The following is a 16,963-nucleotide window of genomic DNA, read 5'->3' as shown; positions in this document are numbered from 1 at the left end:
CACAAATTATGCTTAACTATCATTTGCAACCCCATTCTCTGACTCAGCATCTGTGGCAAGTACGCCTTAGTTTCACACAACTGGATAATCAGAATTTCAGTCTGAGTTTACCCAGTTGGGTACCCGGTAGTTACATGATTCGTGATTTTGCCCGTCATATTGTCACTTTATCGGCCAGTTGCAACAATACACCGGCATCAGCTGAACAGATAAATAAAAATACCTGGGCTTGCAACGGACAGGCAGGTAAATGGGAGATCACTTATCTGGTATATGCTTTCGATACTTCTGTGCGCGGCTCTTTTTTAAATACTGAACGAGGTTTCTTTGACGGTGCCTGTCTGTTTTTACGGCATAATCAGCGTGAACAGGAGAACTGCCAGTTAATCATTACCGGCCTGCCTGAAAACTGGGATATTGCCACTACCATGCCGCAAACATCACAGTCCCATGTTTATCAGGTAAGTAATTACCGCTCTTTAATTGATTATCCGGTGGAAATGGGCTATTTGCTGCGTCTGCCATTTAGTGCAGGCGGCATTGAACATGAAATTGTTATCAGCGGCCATTTCTCATCTTTCGATCAGCAGCGTCTGGTAGATGATGTAAGCAAAATATGTGCCAGTGAAATTGCTATGTTTGCCGCACCGGCACCGTTTGAACGCTACAGCTTTTTACTTTTTGTCGGAAATGGCATTTATGGCGGACTGGAACATAAATCCTCCTCTGCCCTCATGGCCGACCGGCATGATCTGCCGCAAAAAGACGGAAAAAATAACGACGCTTATATTACATTACTGGGTTTGTTCAGCCATGAATATTTTCATGCATGGAACGTAAAATCTATTATTCCTTCTGCATTTTTAAACAGCAAACTGGATGATGAAGCTTATACAAAGCTGTTGTGGGCTTTTGAAGGTATCACTTCCTATTATGATGACTGGTTTCTGGTACGCAGCGGTGTGATTACACCAGAGCAGTATCTGCAATTACTGGCCAAAACCATTACCCGTGTGCAACAGGGTGCCGGCCGTTTAAAGCAAAGTCTGGCAGATTCCAGCTTTACTGCATGGACAAAATATTACAAACAGAATGAAAACAGTGCCAACAGTATTGTCAGCTATTACCAGAAAGGCGCACTGGCAGCTCTGTGTCTGGATCACTATATCCGCCGGCATACTGGCCAGCAAAAAAATTTGGATGATATTATGCGTGCCCTGTATCAGGACTGGCGTCAGCGGGGTATGGGGCTGGCGGAAAATGAATGGCTGAAAATAGCCCAGCAAGCTACCGGAATAGACTTAACTCAAGTTTATCAGCAATACATTATGACCACGGCAGACTTGCCTTTGGCAGAACAATTACAGCAGGCTGGTGTACAGCTCCACTGGGCTGCCTTGCCTCGCCAGCATGGTGGCGCATATGTTGAGCATTATTCCGTTGCCGAACAGCCCAGTGCAGATCTGGGTGCCCGCGTTCAGCCAGCCTCATTCGGTGTCAGCCTGCAACAAGTATTTAATCAAGGCAGTGCCGAGAATGCAGGTATGAGTGCCGGTGACCAGCTGATTGCTATTAATGATGAAATTATTACCGATTTTAATAAGCAGTGGGCACGTATTCATGTTGGTGAAACAGTACAGATACACTTCATCCGTGATGGTTTGCTGCGACAGACTACCTTACAGGCGCAGGCAGCATTAACAGATACTGCGCTGCTAAGTATTGATGATGTATTGCTGTTACAGCAATGGTTACAACCACAATCTTAAATTCAACCGCATATTTTTACCGTTATCTTTACAATGGTTTTAGAATGACAAAAATAGCGAACATTTTTTTATGGTGCTGCTTATGTTTAATCATTAGCAGCTGTCGATCCAATGATAATTCTAACCAGTTACCCGACAACTTTTATAAAGTATCTGACGATATATACCGGTCTGAACAACCTTCTTTAAAAGAGATTGAACAGCTTAATACGATAGGGATTAAAACGATAATTAATTTGCGTTTATGGCATAGTGATCGGGATAAACTGACCAATACCGGAATTGCTGAGGTTCGGATTAATATGCGGGCAGGTAAGGTTACTGATGAAAAAATAATTCAAATCCTTAAAGCCATCAAAAATTCGCCTAAACCGATATTAATTCATTGCTGGCATGGCAGTGACCGCACCGGAGTAGTTATCGCGATGTATCGGTTAATCTTTCAAAATTGGACTAAAAAACAGGTTATTGATGAATTAATGAAGCCTGAACTGGAACATCATTACAATGTTTACCCTAACATACAAAGGTATATTGAAGATGTTGATGTTGAAAAAATTCGTCAGGCTGTATTCGAATAATTCCGTGATGAAATAAATTAAAAGTATAGCATCAAATTAACAATCTGATTTGATAAAAAAAATCAAAGTGATATTGACTTTTATACTGGGAAATTGTGTATTCATGTCAGCCGATTTAAGTATAACTCTCGTTCTGCCGGGTTTATTATGGCCGCATCAAGAAGCTGCGTTACCTGACTTACAGCTACCGGCACTGAATACCTTGCGGCAATGGAGCAAGCATACATTACAAACCATAAACAGAAGTCAGTTATACCGGCAATATCTGTGGGAAGGTTCATGGGTACAACAGGCTCAGCAGCAATTAAACCTAAACCGGGAATATTGCGGCCTTATTGTCACACCTATAAACCAGACAGCCGGCATGCATCAGCTTCAGTATCTTGACGGAAATGCTCTTGGTTTGAATCCAGAAGAGGCAAAAGCTTTCTGTGAAGTATTAAGCACATGGTTACAGCCAGATGGCTGGCGGTTTTCTCCGGTCAGACCGGATTTATGGCTAGTTACCACGCCACGGGTATTTGATTTTACCCTGTCATCTTTACTTGATTTGTCAGGTTGCATAGATGGTACCGCCAAACCTTCGGGTAAAGATGCAACCCTGATTCTGCAACAGCAAACTGAGCTGCAAATGTTGCTGCATCAGCATCCACTGAATCAGGAACGCAGCACACGCGGTCTGCCCACGATTAATGGTTTATGGTTTGAAAAAGACCTTATTGGCACAGCAAAGCACGACACACTACTTTATACCAATAGTTCGTGGGCATTGCATGCGCATGAATTACCGCTAAATTACGCAGCATTAATGGATACTCTGTCAGATTCAGGCCAGCAGGAAATTGTATTGTTTAATGATAGTTTATGCTTACCAGTAAATCAGGGTGATGTTTATACCTATGCACAAATAATGCATCAATGGGAACAAGACTGGTGGCAACCTTTGCTGTCAGGATTAAAAAACAGACATATCAGCCAGCTGAATATCCGATGTGAAGCCGGATTGCTTCAGATTCGCAAGCCCAGATTTCGTTTGTTCCGAACTAAAACCCAACCTTTTACCGGATTAAATTTATGAAGCCGGCACATATTATTACCCGTTCGGTAGATACTGATGCTCTGCAAACTCTGCTTGCTCAGGGTGTTGATCCTCTGCTGGCCAAACTGTATGCAACACGAGCAATTAAAAACAAAAGTGAAACTGAATACAATTTATCTGCGCTGTTACCGTTTCAGAATTTGAAAAATATTCAGGCCGCCAGTGAACGATTGGCTCAGGCAATCGAACGGCAGGAAAAAATTCTGATTGTTGCCGATTATGATGCAGACGGAGCCACAGCATGTGCCTTAGGGATGCGCGGATTACAGGCAATGGGAGCGCAAACCGATTTTTTCGTCCCCAACCGCTTTGAACATGGTTATGGCTTAACTGAACAAATTGCTGAGCTTGCAGCTCAGGCAGGTACGAACCTGCTGCTTACCGTGGATAATGGTATCGCCAGTGTAGCCGGCGTACAACGCGCACAACAGCTAGGCATGGACGTCCTGATTACTGACCACCATCTGCCGGGTGAACAACTGCCTGAATGTATTATTGTTAATCCTAATCAACCAGATGATCAATTTCCCAGTAAAGCATTGGCTGGTGTGGGTGTGATGTTCTACGTACTAATGGCTTTGCGTTACCATCTGCGCCAGCAAAACTGGTTTAGTAAACATCCGGAACCTAATCTCGCTCAATGGCTTGATTTAGTGGCACTGGGCACCATCGCCGATGTGGTACCTCTTGATCAGAATAATCGCCTGCTGGTAACTCAGGGACTCAGACGAATTAAAGCTGATAAAATGCAAGCAGGAATACGCGCCTTGTTTGCAGTGGCCAAACGCAACCCGCAACAGGCACATGCATTTGATCTGGGTTTTGCTATCGGACCCCGTCTGAATGCTGCCGGCAGACTGGATGATATGAGTCTGGGTATAGCCTGTCTGTTGAGCGATGATATGGAAAGTGCAACCGATCTGGCCGAACAACTGAATGATCTGAACCATGAACGTCGTCAGATTCAGCGCAGCATGCAGGATGAAGCTAATCTGCAAATGGCCGGCTTCAATACAGAAAACAGCTATAGCATCGTTGCTTATCATGATAACTGGCATCAGGGAGTAACCGGAATTTTAGCAGGCCGGTTACGCGAAACCTTTCATCGACCCAGTATTGTTTTTGCTCAGGCGGAAGATGGTACATTACGCGGCTCCGGCCGGTCTATTACCGGTTTACATCTACGTGATGCACTGGATATGGTCAGTAAACGCCGGCCGGATATTATCCAGAAGTTTGGCGGACATGCTATGGCTGCAGGCTTAAGTATTTCCGAAATACATCTGGCAGTTTTCCAAAATGAATTTGAGGCAGTCTGCCGGCAACTCATCCGGCCGGCGGATTTAAACTATACGTACCAGACTGATGGTTCATTAGACAATCAATATCTGAACTTAGCCACAGCACAGCAATTGGCGGCTCTGGTATGGGGCCAGAATTTTCCTGAACCCCGTTTTTGCGATGAATTTAAAGTAATCAGACAACAAATAGTGGGTACCGGCCATATTAAAGCAGTGTTACACAAGAACAACTGTGAATATGAAGTTATGTTTTTCCGCTGTACAGCCACCTTACCGGAACATATTCGCGTGGTTTACCGGCTAATTGCCAACCAGTGGCACCAGCAAATGGAATTACAGTTATATGCAGATTACTGGGAAATTTGTAATTAAACCGATATATAGGCTGTTTAAATACACAAATTCACTTATAATTAGCACAATTAAACATTAACATGAATTTACTCTGGTCTTTTATCTGATACAGGTTAGAAAAAAGTGTGCTGTATGCAGTAATATTTCAGTCAAACCTGAACAGGTACAGCATTTACCAGAATGTAAACTCAGAAGTTATGGAGACGGGAATTAATTTGTATGAGTCTTGGACTGATCAGGGTTTTATATAAGCACCAGATTATTGACGCAGAAAAAGCAGAAAAACTGCGTCAGGAACTGGAACAGAAACGTCCGGTTATACCGGCACTACTACAATCTGGAGCCATCAATGCTGATAAACTGGCCAGCTTTCTGTCCGGTGTATTCGGTATTCCTTACCTGAATCTGGAGCCATATAATCAAAGTCTGGTACCGCTGGATTTAATTAATCTGAAAATAATGCAGCAATACATTTGCGTGCCGCTATTCAAGCGCGGTAATCGACTGTTTTTAGCTGTATCTGATCCTACATCAATTCAGCATTACCAGAAAATTGCCACAGATGCCGGCTGCGTACTGAATCTGGTTATAGTCCGCGATAGTCAGTTACGCCAATTACTGGAAAATCTTGGTCAGGAATCCACCAACCTTCTGGAAGATATGGATTCAATTGGTGACTCCAGTGCTGTAGAAAATAACGCCATGTCTGCAGATGACGAAGATGGCGAAAATGGACCAATTGCAAAATTTGTTTTTAAAATACTTGGAGATGCATTAAACAGCGGCGCATCAGATATCCATTTTGAATTTTATGAAGAAATGGCACGAGTACGCTTTCGCGTTGACGGACAGTTGCGTGAAGTGGTACGTATGCCACTGAATATTCGCAGCCAGATCGCTTCACGTATTAAAGTAATGGCCAAACTGGACATTTCTGAAAAACGTATTCCTCAGGACGGACGTATTCAGATTCAGTTCCGTAAAGGTGCCAAGCCAATTGATTTCCGTGTCAGCACACTGCCCACTCTGTTCGGGGAAAAAATTGTAATGCGTATCCTGAATTCGGATGCGGCTACTCTGAATATTGAACAACTTGGTTTTGAGCCATTTCAGAAAGAATTACTGCTTGAGGCCATCCACCGGCCATACGGTATGGTGCTGGTTACCGGCCCTACCGGTTCCGGTAAAACCGTATCACTGTATACCTGCCTTAATATTCTTAATACCGACAGTGTAAATATTTCCACTGCTGAAGACCCTGCGGAAATTAACCTGCCTGGTATTAACCAGGTAAATGTTAATGATAAACAAGGACTGACATTTGCTGCAGCGTTAAAATCGTTTCTGCGTCAGGATCCGGATATCATTATGGTGGGGGAAATCCGAGATCTGGAAACCGCGGATATTGCCATTAAAGCTGCACAAACCGGCCATATGGTATTTTCAACTCTGCATACCAATAATGCCCCGGCTACATTATCCCGTATGCTGAATATGGGCGTTGCTCCATTTAATATTGCCAGCTCAGTAAATCTGATTATGGCACAACGTCTGGTGCGGCGTTTATGTACTTGCAAGGCACCGGCAGAGCGTCCGCCTGAATTTGCACTGAAAAAAGCAGGTTTTTCAGATGAAGATCTCGCCAAAGAATGGACATTCTACCGGCCAGTAGGTTGTGAAAGGTGTAAGGGTAAAGGTTATAAAGGACGCGCCGGCGTATATGAAGTTATGCCGGTCAGTGATGAAATGCAACGTATTATCATGAATAATGGTAATGAAGTTGATATCAGCACTCAGGCGCTCAAGGAAGGGCTAGTTGATTTACGCCATGCCGGTTTACTGAAAGTCATGGAAGGCATAACGTCTCTGGACGAGATTCTTGCTAGCACTAATGATTAAAACTGATTGTTCGCCTATACAATTAAGTCAATACTGTGAGAGAACACTATGAATAAACCCGTAGCAGTATCCAAAACCAAATCCACCGGAACCAGTTTCAGTTTTGAAGGCAAAAACCTTAAAACTGAACAGATTGTACGCGGAGAAGTTGTCGCGAAAGACGAGGCTGATGCACGCGCCAAGCTAACCCGGCGTCAAATTCGTGTAATACAGATTGCCAAGGTCAAAAAACAGCGCCAAAAGAAAATCAGTCAGGCAGATATTACCGTTTTTACCCGGCAATTATCCACCATGATGAAATCCGGTCTACCTATGATGCAGGCTTTCGATATTGCAGCCAAAGGTCATTCTAACCCTGCAATGACCCAGCTATTGATGCAAATCCGCTCTGATGTTGAGCAAGGTACATCTCTGGCAGAGTCTTTTTCTAAACATCCAAAATATTTCGATCATTTTTACTGTAATCTGGTGCATGCAGGTGAAGCCGGTGGTGTACTAGAGGCTATTCTTGACAAGCTGTCGGTATATAAAGAAAAAACTCAGGGTATCAAGAAAAAAGTTAAAAGTGCCTTGACCTACCCAGCTGTGGTAGTAGTCGTAGCAATCGCACTGGTAATCGTCATGATGATGTTCGTATTACCTTCATTTGGTAAAGTTTACGAGAGTATGGGCGTACCATTACCTGGTTTGACTCAGTTCATGATGAATATTTCCAATTTCTTTGTACATTACGGCATATTTGTCATCATCGCACTGATAGGTGGTGCAATTGGCTTATTTAAGTGGTATCAGAACTCAGATGATCTGAAAAAACGTTTTGATTATATGCTGTTAAAAATGCCTATTTTCGGCCAAATCGTTCGTAAAGCCACCATTGCACGCTGGTCTCGTACAACAGCAACTCTATTTGCAGCAGGCGTACCATTGGTAGAAGTTCTTGATTCAGTTGCCGGAGCTTCCGGTAATATTCGCTATGAAGAAGCTACTCAGGAAATCCGTGCCAAAGTTAATCAGGGTATTTCTCTTACCTCAGCCATGCAGGCAACAGAGTTGTTTCCGAACATGGTGATGCAAATGGCTTCAATCGGTGAAGAATCAGGTTCTTTGGATGACATGCTCAATAAAGCCGCAGAATTCTATGAAGAAGATGTAGATACTGCCGTTGCACAACTGTCTTCATTGATGGAACCGATTATTATGGTTGTACTTGGTGGTATTGTCGGGATAATTCTGGTTGCCATGTATTTACCGCTATTTAATATCGGTAATGCTGTAGGTTAATACCTGATGTTAACTGATACTCTGTTTTTTAGCGTCATTGCATTAATATCGGGATGTGCTGTTGGCAGTTTTCTGAATGTAGTGATCTATCGTTTACCCATTATGATGGAACGAAGCTGGCAGGCAGAAGCACGAATGGCATTGCAACTGCCTGCAGAACACACCAGTCACTTTAATCTCTGTGTTCCGCATTCAGCCTGCCCGTACTGTCAGCATAAAATCCGCTGGTGGCAGAATATACCTCTTGTCAGTTATATACTGCTACGCGGACGCTGTGCTTCATGTTCAGCATCCATCAGCCCACGCTATTTTTGCGTGGAATTATTAACCGGTATTGCATTTGCTGCAGTAGTCTGGCGTTATGATGTCACACCTATTGCTGCGGGCGGTCTGATACTGACTGCCGCACTGATTGCACTGACCTTTATAGATGCCGAAACCCAGCTGTTACCTGACCAAATCACCTTACCTCTACTCTGGCTGGGTTTACTGTTTAACTGGTATTGTGAATTTGTTCCCTTAGCTTCTGCTGTCTGGGGTGCTGCATTAGGCTATCTGAGCTTGTGGTCACTTTTCTGGTTATTCAAACTACTAACCGGTAAAGATGGTATGGGTTATGGTGATTTTAAACTACTGGCTGCCCTTGGTGCGTGGATGGGTGCTTCTGCATTGCCTTTAATTGTATTTATGGCAGCAATTGTCGGTATTATTGCTTCACTTATTCTCAGAGTTGCCCGCAGCCAGCCTATGGCTTTTGGTCCGGCACTGGCCATTGCAGGCTGGATTGTGTGGATGACAAACAGTCAGATTAATCAGTTGATTCACTGGTGGCTGCGTCTTTCCGGGTTTAGTACATGACGTTCTGGATAGGTCTGTCCGGTGGCATAGGTAGTGGAAAATCTGCCGTAGCAAGCTGTTTTACTGCTCTGGGCATACCAGTACTGAATGCAGATGAAATCGCACACCAGCTTACTGCTCCTGGCGGTCTGGCGTTACCTGAAATCCGCAGACAGTGCGGGAATAATCTATTTCTTACTGACGGCAGTCTGGATCGGCCAAAACTGCGTAATTGGGTGTTTGCCGATTCACAGAATCGTATTCTGCTGGAAAATATTCTCCATCCGCTAATTCTGCAAAGTCTTCAGCAAGCAAAACAGCAAATCGTTTTGAATCAGCATTATGGAATTATTGAAATTCCTTTACTGGCAGAAAAACCAGAATTTCAACAACTGGTACAACGTATACTCATTATCGAAGCACCGGTTAACATATGTATTCAAAGAGTTCGGCAGCGCAGTAATCTGGACGAATCAACAATCCGTGCTATCATGGCGCAGCAGGCTGACAGTAATAGCCGGAAAGCCATTGCCGATGACATCATTATCAACGATGGCAACTGGCAGGAACTTAACCGGAAAGTTATCCAGCTGCATCATTTCTATCAAGCTCTAACACCAGCCAAGTTATGACAGATATTATCCATTTCGAACATCCTTTGTCTGAGCGCGTCCGTAATTTCCTGCGCATAGCACATCTGTTCAAACACTTCCATGAAGTAGTGATACGCAGTGAAATCTGGGCACATCATTGTGCATTATTCTCACTATTCGAAATCATGGAAGCAGCAGCACGTGCCGAATTGAAACTGGATATTCTGCAAGAACTGGAACGACAAAAAAGTCTGGCCAGACAACGTGGTGAAGAAGGTAAAAATGTCCTGGTAGATATACAAACTGCAATTACAAATCTGCAAAGCGTTCAGCAAAAATTCGGACAGCATTTGCGCGAAAATGAATGGCTGATGGCAATTAAACAGCGAATATTCGTACCCGGCGGTACCAGCCCGTATGATTTGCCTTCCTATTATTACTGGCAACAAAAAAAACCGGCAGAACGTGAATTACAGTTACGTCAGTGGATCCAAAGTCTGTTACCTACTTATGAAGCCATCAAACTGCTACTGGAAATTCTGCGTCAAAACAGTCTGTCTGTAGACTGTCTGGCAACAAGCGGAAGTTATCAGCACAACAGCCTTGGACAGAACATTCATCTACTGGGTATTAATGTTTCCCAAAATGCCACTGCACTGCCAGAAGTATCTGCTAATAAATATTTTACCCATATTCGCTTTTTACAGGCTTCACAACAACAGGCACGTGGCCAGGTTTTAACCACTGATATACCATTTACTCTGGTCATGTGCAGCTTTGATCCGGTAATCAAATAATGACTGAAAAAATCACCACTGTAATTTGCCCGATATGCGGGAAAAATGTTGACTGGACTCCGTCCAGCCGCTTTCGTCCGTTCTGTTCAGAGCGTTGCAAAATGATTGATCTGGGAGCATGGGCTAGTGAAAATTATAATCTGCCAGCCGATGAAGATCAGCCGCTAAGTGAAGAAATAACACCATCAAAGCATTGATAAACAGCGGCAAATATCACTTATAACCTTACAAATATTCAATTTTATGACTTCCCCTGCTCTTTGTATTAAACAAGCAGTAAAAACCTATGCTAATGGTTTTACTGCTTTAAAAGGTGTCAGCTTTAGCGTCCAGCCCGGTGAATTTTTTGGTTTACTCGGTCCTAACGGTGCCGGCAAAACTACTCTCATTTCCGCAATGGCCGGACTAAGCCGCCTGACTTCCGGACAAATCAGCATTTGTGGTCATGATGTACAACTGGAAGCAAACACTACCCGTAAACTTCTGGGTGTCGTTCCGCAGGAACTGGTTTTCGATCCTTTTTTTAACGTACGTGAAGCACTGAAGTTTCAGTCCGGCTATTTTGGTCTGCGTAATAACGATGACTGGATAGATGAAATTATCGCCGGTCTCGGACTGACAGATAAAGCCGACACAAACACACGTAATCTGTCTGGCGGGATGAAACGCCGCGTTATGGTTGCTCTGGCATTAGTACACCGACCGCCCGTTATCGTACTGGACGAACCCACAGCCGGAGTAGACGTAGAATTACGTCAGAATCTGTGGCAGTTTATTACCCGGCTGAATACAGACGGCCATACCATTATTCTAACCACACATTATCTGGAAGAAGCACAATCATTATGCAATCGCATCGCCATGCTGAAACATGGCGAAATTGTCGCACTGGACAGCACACGCAATTTGCTGGATACCGAAACAGAATTACGGCTGGCATTAACTACAGATCAAACATTACCGGATAATTTACGTCATTATCTGATTAAAGAAGATGATAATAACCATTATCTGCTTAAACTCACTGACTACAACCAGCTAACAGCCTTATTACAAATTCTGCAGACTCAGAGAATTAACGTTATCAATCTGAATATTCTGGAAAACGATCTGGAAAACGTTTTTCTGCGCCTGACCAGTGACCATGCGAAAGGCACAAAATGAATACAATTGGTTGCTACACCCTTTTTAAAAAAGAAGTATTGCGATTCTGGAAAGTAGGGTTTCAAACTTTATCTGCTCCTATCCTCACCGCCTTGCTGTATCAGCTGATATTTGCTCATGTAATGCAGGGGCGTCCTGATATATTACCGGGAGTCAGTTACAATGTATTTCTGATACCGGGCCTGGCTATGATGTCCATGCTGCAAAATGCTTTTGCCAACTCATCTTCCAGCCTGATTCAGTCACGGATTACCGGTAATCTGATATTTATTCTGTTGCCGCCATTGGGTACCATTGCTTTCTTTTGCGCTTATGTCGGCGCTTCCATCCTACGCGGACTGATGGTAGGTATTGGAGTCATAGCAGTAACAGCTTTTTTCGGATTAACCATGCCACATCATATCGGCTGGATAATAACATTTGCACTGCTCGGATGTGCCATTATGGGTATGTTTGGCTTACTTGCCGGCATTGTTGCAGAAAAATTTGATCAGCTGGCCGCTTTTCAGAACTTTCTTATCATGCCTTTAACATTTCTGTCCGGTGTATTCTATTCTATCAACAGCCTGCCTGAATTCTGGCGTTCACTCAGCCATTTCAATCCGGTTTTTTATATGATTGACGGCTTCCGTTTTGGTTTTTTTGGCCAGAGTGATTCCTCTCCCTGGCTTGCACTAACGGTAGTCGGCAGCTTTGCTATCGTCCTGTGTTTTCTTGTCTGCGGCATCCTGAAATCAGGCTGGAAATTACGCAATTAGACACAGCAAAACGCTATAATAGCCGCCTTATTAATAACTATTCCGGAGCACGTTATGTTAACACCAGAAGAAGTTAAAACCATGATTGCAAACCTTCTACCTTGTGAATATCTTGAGGTTGAAGGTGATGGTCATCATTTCTTTGCCCGGATTGTATCCAGTGCCTTTAACGGAAAAAACCGGCTGGCACGCCATCGTATGATTAAAGACGGGCTAGCGCAGCAGATTGCCAGTAATGAATTACATGCACTATCCATTACCACTGCCGCCACTCCTGACGAATGGGCTGTCAAACAGCATTAATCCGGCAAACAGACACTATTGCCATAATTGAGAATCCATATGGAAAAATTAAAAATCCGTGCTAACGGCGCATTACACGGTGAAATTGTTATTTCCGGCGCTAAAAATGCCGCTTTACCTTTGTTATGTGCCTCCTTACTGACTCGTGATACCCTGCATCTGACCAATGTGCCCATGCTTCGTGATGTTAAAACCACCCAAAAACTGTTACAGGGCATGGGAGCACGTGTACTTACAGATAATATTCAGGAATTTGAAATAAACTGTAACAGTATCAATAATACCTGTGCACCATACGATCTGGTTAAAACCATGCGTGCATCTATTCTGGTACTGGGTCCCACACTGGCACACTTTGGTGAGGCTCAGGTCAGCCTACCCGGAGGCTGTGCCATCGGATCGAGACCGGTAGACCAGCACCTCAAAGGGCTTGAAGCCATGGGGGCAGAAATCAGTATTGAGCATGGTTATGTCAAAGCCCGGGCAAAACGTCTGCAAGGTGCACATATTGTTATGGATATGGTTACCGTAACCGGCACAGAAAATCTGTTAATGGCTGCAACACTGGCAAACGGAACGACTATTCTGGAAAATGCTGCCATGGAACCGGAAGTTACCGATCTTGCCGATTGCCTGGTTAAAATGGGTGCCAATATTCAGGGAATAGGTACACCGACTCTTACTATTACCGGTGTAGAAAAATTGCATGGATGCAGTCACCGTGTCGTTCCCGACCGCATAGAAGCCGGAACTTTTTTGTGTGCAGTGGCTATGACCGGCGGCAAAGTCGTTCTTAAACATGCCGCACCTAAAACCATGCAGGCCATTCTGGAAAAACTAAGTGAAGCCGGCGCAATTATTGAAGCCGGTGACGATTGGATCAGCATCGACATGCAACAGCGTCCCAAAGCTATCGATATCCGCACCCTCCCCTATCCGGCATTTCCTACCGATATGCAAGCACAGTTTATGGTAATGAATAGTATTGCCAGCGGTAACAGTAAAGTAGTAGAAACCATTTTTGAAAACCGTTTTATGCATGTACCCGAACTTAATCGCATGGGTGCCCGGATATCCGCTGAAGGTAATACTGCAATTGTGGAAGGTGTAGAACAATTATCTGGTACAACTGTTATGGCTACCGATTTACGCGCTTCTGCCAGTCTGGTACTTGCCGGTCTGGTAGCCAGTGGTGAAACTACAGTTGAACGTATTTATCATCTTGATCGCGGCTATGAAAATATAGAACAGAAGCTAGGCGGAGTGGGCGCAATTATTGAACGCATTAATGACCACTAATTGATGTATATCAAACAGAGCTATTTAGAAATTTCTAAATAGCTCTGTTTATTTATATTTATACTTTAGAAAAATTGAATTAATAAATCTAATAAATTAATATAAAAATAATATTTTAAATTTTATAAATTTAATTTAACTTATAAAAATATACTTCAATTGAAATTTGAAATGCAATTTTAAATAAATTATATCCTGTACTTTCAAAATACCTAAATATAAAAAAATTTTACATTTTTTATAAAAATAACATAAGCATTAGATTTATATAAAAAAAATATATATAATGAATTTTATATGTAAATTAAAGTTATTTATTTGTAATATATATAAATAATTTTGTTAATTTTATTTATTCTGCTTTCGCAATACCGTATATATTTTTCAACCACCTGAGACATGTCTTATGGAAAACTTTAATAAAAATTCCGAACAATCATTTAATCTTTCTGATAATGAAATTAATTCATTATGGAATGAAATTAAAACTTGTTTTCAGCCTGATAAACCTACAATTATTTCTAATACTCTGAAAAATACTATTAATGAATATATAAAATATACGTATGATGAAACTGAATTATCAGACGTACAGCGTCAGCAACTTGTCGAAATAGTAAGTAACAATTTTGAGAAAAATATAAATCTTGCTAAAGCTCAATATTATGCAAATCAGGTTGCTAAATATAAGTCAGAAAATAATGAAAGTAATGAATATACTAAAGCTTTAGCAAATCAGAATGCCTATCAGCAAATGGCTATGAATAGCAGCCAAAAAGTTATAGACGGCTTGAATAATTTTACCTCAAAAGGATTGCTTTCTAAAGATATCGGTACTCAGGCTCTTAATACTTTAGAACCATCGCTTGACAATATTTATAATCAAATGAAACCAACATATATTCCTGATGATATAGGCAGCTATGGCATCAAAGATAGTATGGGTATGTTAGGTTCTCTATTTAAAATAGCTAAAATGGGAAAGGCTCTTTACAGTAATGATGCAAATCAAATTGCCAAAACAGGAGTATCGATCCTAGGCTCAATGGCTGCAGCAGCTGCTGCTGGGGCTATTGCAGCAGCTGCCGGAGCCTCAGCTCCAGCAGCTATTGCAGCAGGTGTAGGTTTTGGAGTGGGTATGGGAATAAACTGGTTATGGGATTATTTTAATGTAGGAGAGAAACTTGGACTTGACCCCAATGAACCTGCATTTGATCCCTTTTTCGGTTTTGTATACGATAAAACAGGCTGGAATGGTGATTTACCTAATTTTGGTGACTGGCAACATTTAAATCGGGATGGGAAATACCATCTCTATGATCCGCTAGTATTAGACTTAGACGGTGATGGAATTGAAACTGTTGCTGCTGGTGGTTTTAAAGGTGCTATGTTTGACCATGATAAAAGTGGTATACAGACAGCGACCGGCTGGGTTAAACCTGATGATGGTTTTCTGGTAGTTGATCGTAATGGTGATGGAATTATTAATGACGGTAGTGAACTTTTTGGTGACGGAACTATTCTGTCAGATGGCTCCAAAGCCACTAATGGTTATCAAGCATTAAGTGAGTTTGATAGTAATGGCGATGGTATCATTAACGATGAAGATGTCAACTTTAATCAGCTGAAAGTTTGGCGCGATTTAAATCAGGATGGCATTAGTCAGGAAAATGAATTATTTACATTAAAAGAACTGGGAATAAAATCACTCAAATTACAATATGAAGACACTAATACTGCACTTGGAAATGGCAATATATTAGCCCAAAAAGGCAGTTACGAAACCATAGATGGTACTGAACGTACTATGGGTGATCTCAATTTCATGTATGATAGTTTATATAGTAAATTTACTAATCATATAGATTTAACTCAAGAGCAGATGCAATCAGCTAATCTTAGAGGTATTGGACGATTACGTGATCTAAGGGAAGCAGCAGCATTATCAAAAGATTTAGCATCAGTTCTTGAGCAATATTCAAAGGCTAAAACCAAAGAAGAACAATTAAAATTACTGGATTCACTAATAATTGAATGGGCAAAAACAGACCCTGCTTTTGATATCAATAAAAGTATAGCATTAAGTGAAGATTGGGTGATAACCAGCGGAGAAGGCATTGGACTTACCCCCGGGCAGGTAAATCGCGGTCAACATACACCGAGTAATGAATGGATTGCCAGCTTTCAGGAATTGACCAAGAAAGTAAATATTTTAAATACTTATACAGGTCAAACTTCTTCAAAATTCTATGCCTTAACTGAAACTGACCAGCAAAATTTATTGAATGCTATCAGATCAAGTTATGACAATATGGCACAAGGGATTTATGAAGGGTTATTATTTCAGACAAGATTAAAACAATATATTACACAGATTGATTATTTTAAACAGGATAGTCAGTATATTGCAGACTATAGCGGTGTTGCTACTCAGTTTGATAAAGTATTTCAAGAAAGTCCACTAACCGCATTTAATGATTTAATAGAATTATTTGCATACAAGCCAGAGATACGTAATGAATGGGTTGAAAGTAATTCAATATTTGCAAAATATATACAATATGCCGAAATAAATAATTTAACAACAGACTGGTTTCATCAAATTGATCAAAAAACATTATTAAAAGCTGGAATATACATCGGATCAAATAATGATGACATCATTAAAAATAATAATATTATATTTGGAATGGATGGTAATGATTCCATAATTGGTAATAACTCTAATAATATCCTGTTTGGCGGTAATGGCAACGATTATCTGGAAGGTGGTAAGGGAAACGATATTTATATATTTTCCAAAGGTCATGGACAGGACAGAATTTATGATATTGAGGGTGCTTCTGATACCATCCAGTTTACCGATGTTAATTCTGACGAAGTCAAATTCCGCAAAGATAACTATGATTTAATTATCTATGGTTATAA

Annotated in this window: 15 protein-coding genes; all 15 read left to right on the top strand. The window is 41.7% G+C overall.

All coding sequences use genetic code 11. The features are described 5' to 3' along the window. The first annotated feature begins 8 nt into the window (after nt 1–8). Complete coding sequence (locus H3U82_RS09370; protein ID WP_198210319.1) at nt 9–1,769, top strand: M61 family metallopeptidase; 1,761 nt, start codon at nt 9–11, stop codon at nt 1,767–1,769. Continuing rightward, entirely contained in the window at nt 1,748–2,350 is a 603-nt protein-coding gene (locus H3U82_RS09365; protein ID WP_084585188.1) for a tyrosine-protein phosphatase, read from the top strand. Before H3U82_RS09370 ends, H3U82_RS09365 begins: the two co-directional genes overlap by 22 nt. A 103-nt stretch (nt 2,351–2,453) precedes the next feature. Then, complete coding sequence (locus tag H3U82_RS09360; RefSeq protein WP_198210318.1) at nt 2,454–3,428, top strand: hypothetical protein; 975 nt, start codon at nt 2,454–2,456, stop codon at nt 3,426–3,428. Next, complete coding sequence (recJ, locus tag H3U82_RS09355; protein WP_198210317.1) at nt 3,425–5,122, top strand: single-stranded-DNA-specific exonuclease RecJ; 1,698 nt, start codon at nt 3,425–3,427, stop codon at nt 5,120–5,122. Before H3U82_RS09360 ends, recJ begins: the two co-directional genes overlap by 4 nt. Before the next feature lie 201 nt (nt 5,123–5,323). Continuing rightward, the gene (pilB, locus tag H3U82_RS09350; protein ID WP_084547380.1) at nt 5,324–7,003 is read left to right on the top strand and encodes a type IV-A pilus assembly ATPase PilB; all 1,680 of its coding nucleotides are present in this window, start codon (nt 5,324–5,326) and stop codon (nt 7,001–7,003) included. A gap of 48 nt (nt 7,004–7,051) precedes the next feature. Beyond that, on the top strand, nt 7,052–8,284 hold the full coding sequence (locus tag H3U82_RS09345) for a type II secretion system F family protein (RefSeq protein ID WP_084585192.1): 1,233 nt from the start codon (nt 7,052–7,054) through the stop codon (nt 8,282–8,284). Between the two features lie 6 nt (nt 8,285–8,290). Then, entirely contained in the window at nt 8,291–9,142 is an 852-nt protein-coding gene (locus H3U82_RS09340; protein ID WP_198210315.1) for an A24 family peptidase, read from the top strand. Further along, nucleotides 9,139–9,753, top strand: a complete 615-nt coding sequence (gene coaE / locus H3U82_RS09335; protein WP_084551530.1) for a dephospho-CoA kinase — start codon at nt 9,139–9,141, stop codon at nt 9,751–9,753. The genes H3U82_RS09340 and coaE overlap by 4 nt, the downstream gene beginning before the upstream one ends. Nucleotides 9,754–9,758: 5 nt before the next feature. Further along, nucleotides 9,759–10,511 (top strand): cell division protein ZapD, encoded by a 753-nt coding sequence (gene zapD, locus H3U82_RS09330; protein ID WP_198210368.1) that lies wholly within the window; start codon nt 9,759–9,761, stop codon nt 10,509–10,511. Continuing rightward, on the top strand, nt 10,511–10,708 hold the full coding sequence (gene yacG / locus H3U82_RS09325) for a DNA gyrase inhibitor YacG (protein ID WP_025329859.1): 198 nt from the start codon (nt 10,511–10,513) through the stop codon (nt 10,706–10,708). The genes zapD and yacG overlap by 1 nt, the downstream gene beginning before the upstream one ends. A 46-nt stretch (nt 10,709–10,754) precedes the next feature. Further along, complete coding sequence (locus H3U82_RS09320; protein WP_198210313.1) at nt 10,755–11,675, top strand: ABC transporter ATP-binding protein; 921 nt, start codon at nt 10,755–10,757, stop codon at nt 11,673–11,675. After that, a complete protein-coding gene (locus H3U82_RS09315) occupies nt 11,672–12,433 on the top strand; it encodes an ABC transporter permease (RefSeq protein ID WP_038648602.1) in 762 nt (253 codons plus the stop codon). Before H3U82_RS09320 ends, H3U82_RS09315 begins: the two co-directional genes overlap by 4 nt. A 54-nt stretch (nt 12,434–12,487) precedes the next feature. Then, nucleotides 12,488–12,736, top strand: coding sequence for a BolA family protein (locus H3U82_RS09310; protein ID WP_025329856.1), 249 nt, complete (start codon nt 12,488–12,490; stop codon nt 12,734–12,736). 39 nt (nt 12,737–12,775) lie between these two features. Then, the gene (gene murA / locus H3U82_RS09305; RefSeq protein ID WP_084547387.1) at nt 12,776–14,035 is read left to right on the top strand and encodes a UDP-N-acetylglucosamine 1-carboxyvinyltransferase; all 1,260 of its coding nucleotides are present in this window, start codon (nt 12,776–12,778) and stop codon (nt 14,033–14,035) included. A 406-nt stretch (nt 14,036–14,441) separates the two neighbouring features. After that, on the top strand, nt 14,442–16,963 hold a 2,522-nt coding region (locus H3U82_RS09300; RefSeq protein ID WP_198210311.1), incomplete at its 3' end, for a hypothetical protein.

The sequence above is a fragment of the Snodgrassella sp. W8132 genome, assembly GCF_016100865.1.
In the GTDB taxonomy this organism is placed as follows: Bacteria; Pseudomonadota; Gammaproteobacteria; order Burkholderiales; family Neisseriaceae; genus Snodgrassella; species Snodgrassella alvi.
Note: the sequence above shows the minus strand (reverse complement) of the source record. Positions and strands in the feature narration are given on the sequence as shown.

Excerpts from the sequence above, each read along its gene's own strand:
- H3U82_RS09320 (WP_198210313.1), top strand. The coding sequence starts at position 10,755 with ATGACTTCCCCTGCTCTTTGTATTAAACAAGCAGTAAAAACCTATGCT.
- H3U82_RS09370 (WP_198210319.1), top strand. The coding sequence starts at position 9 with ATGCTTAACTATCATTTGCAACCCCATTCTCTGACTCAGCATCTGTGG.
- H3U82_RS09315 (WP_038648602.1), top strand. The coding sequence starts at position 11,672 with ATGAATACAATTGGTTGCTACACCCTTTTTAAAAAAGAAGTATTGCGA.
- murA (WP_084547387.1), top strand. The coding sequence starts at position 12,776 with ATGGAAAAATTAAAAATCCGTGCTAACGGCGCATTACACGGTGAAATT.
- coaE (WP_084551530.1), top strand. The coding sequence starts at position 9,139 with ATGACGTTCTGGATAGGTCTGTCCGGTGGCATAGGTAGTGGAAAATCT.
- pilB (WP_084547380.1), top strand. The coding sequence starts at position 5,324 with ATGAGTCTTGGACTGATCAGGGTTTTATATAAGCACCAGATTATTGAC.
- H3U82_RS09345 (WP_084585192.1), top strand. The coding sequence starts at position 7,052 with ATGAATAAACCCGTAGCAGTATCCAAAACCAAATCCACCGGAACCAGT.
- H3U82_RS09340 (WP_198210315.1), top strand. The coding sequence starts at position 8,291 with ATGTTAACTGATACTCTGTTTTTTAGCGTCATTGCATTAATATCGGGA.
- yacG (WP_025329859.1), top strand. The coding sequence starts at position 10,511 with ATGACTGAAAAAATCACCACTGTAATTTGCCCGATATGCGGGAAAAAT.
- H3U82_RS09360 (WP_198210318.1), top strand. The coding sequence starts at position 2,454 with ATGTCAGCCGATTTAAGTATAACTCTCGTTCTGCCGGGTTTATTATGG.
- H3U82_RS09310 (WP_025329856.1), top strand. The coding sequence starts at position 12,488 with ATGTTAACACCAGAAGAAGTTAAAACCATGATTGCAAACCTTCTACCT.
- H3U82_RS09365 (WP_084585188.1), top strand. The coding sequence starts at position 1,748 with ATGGTTACAACCACAATCTTAAATTCAACCGCATATTTTTACCGTTAT.
- recJ (WP_198210317.1), top strand. The coding sequence starts at position 3,425 with ATGAAGCCGGCACATATTATTACCCGTTCGGTAGATACTGATGCTCTG.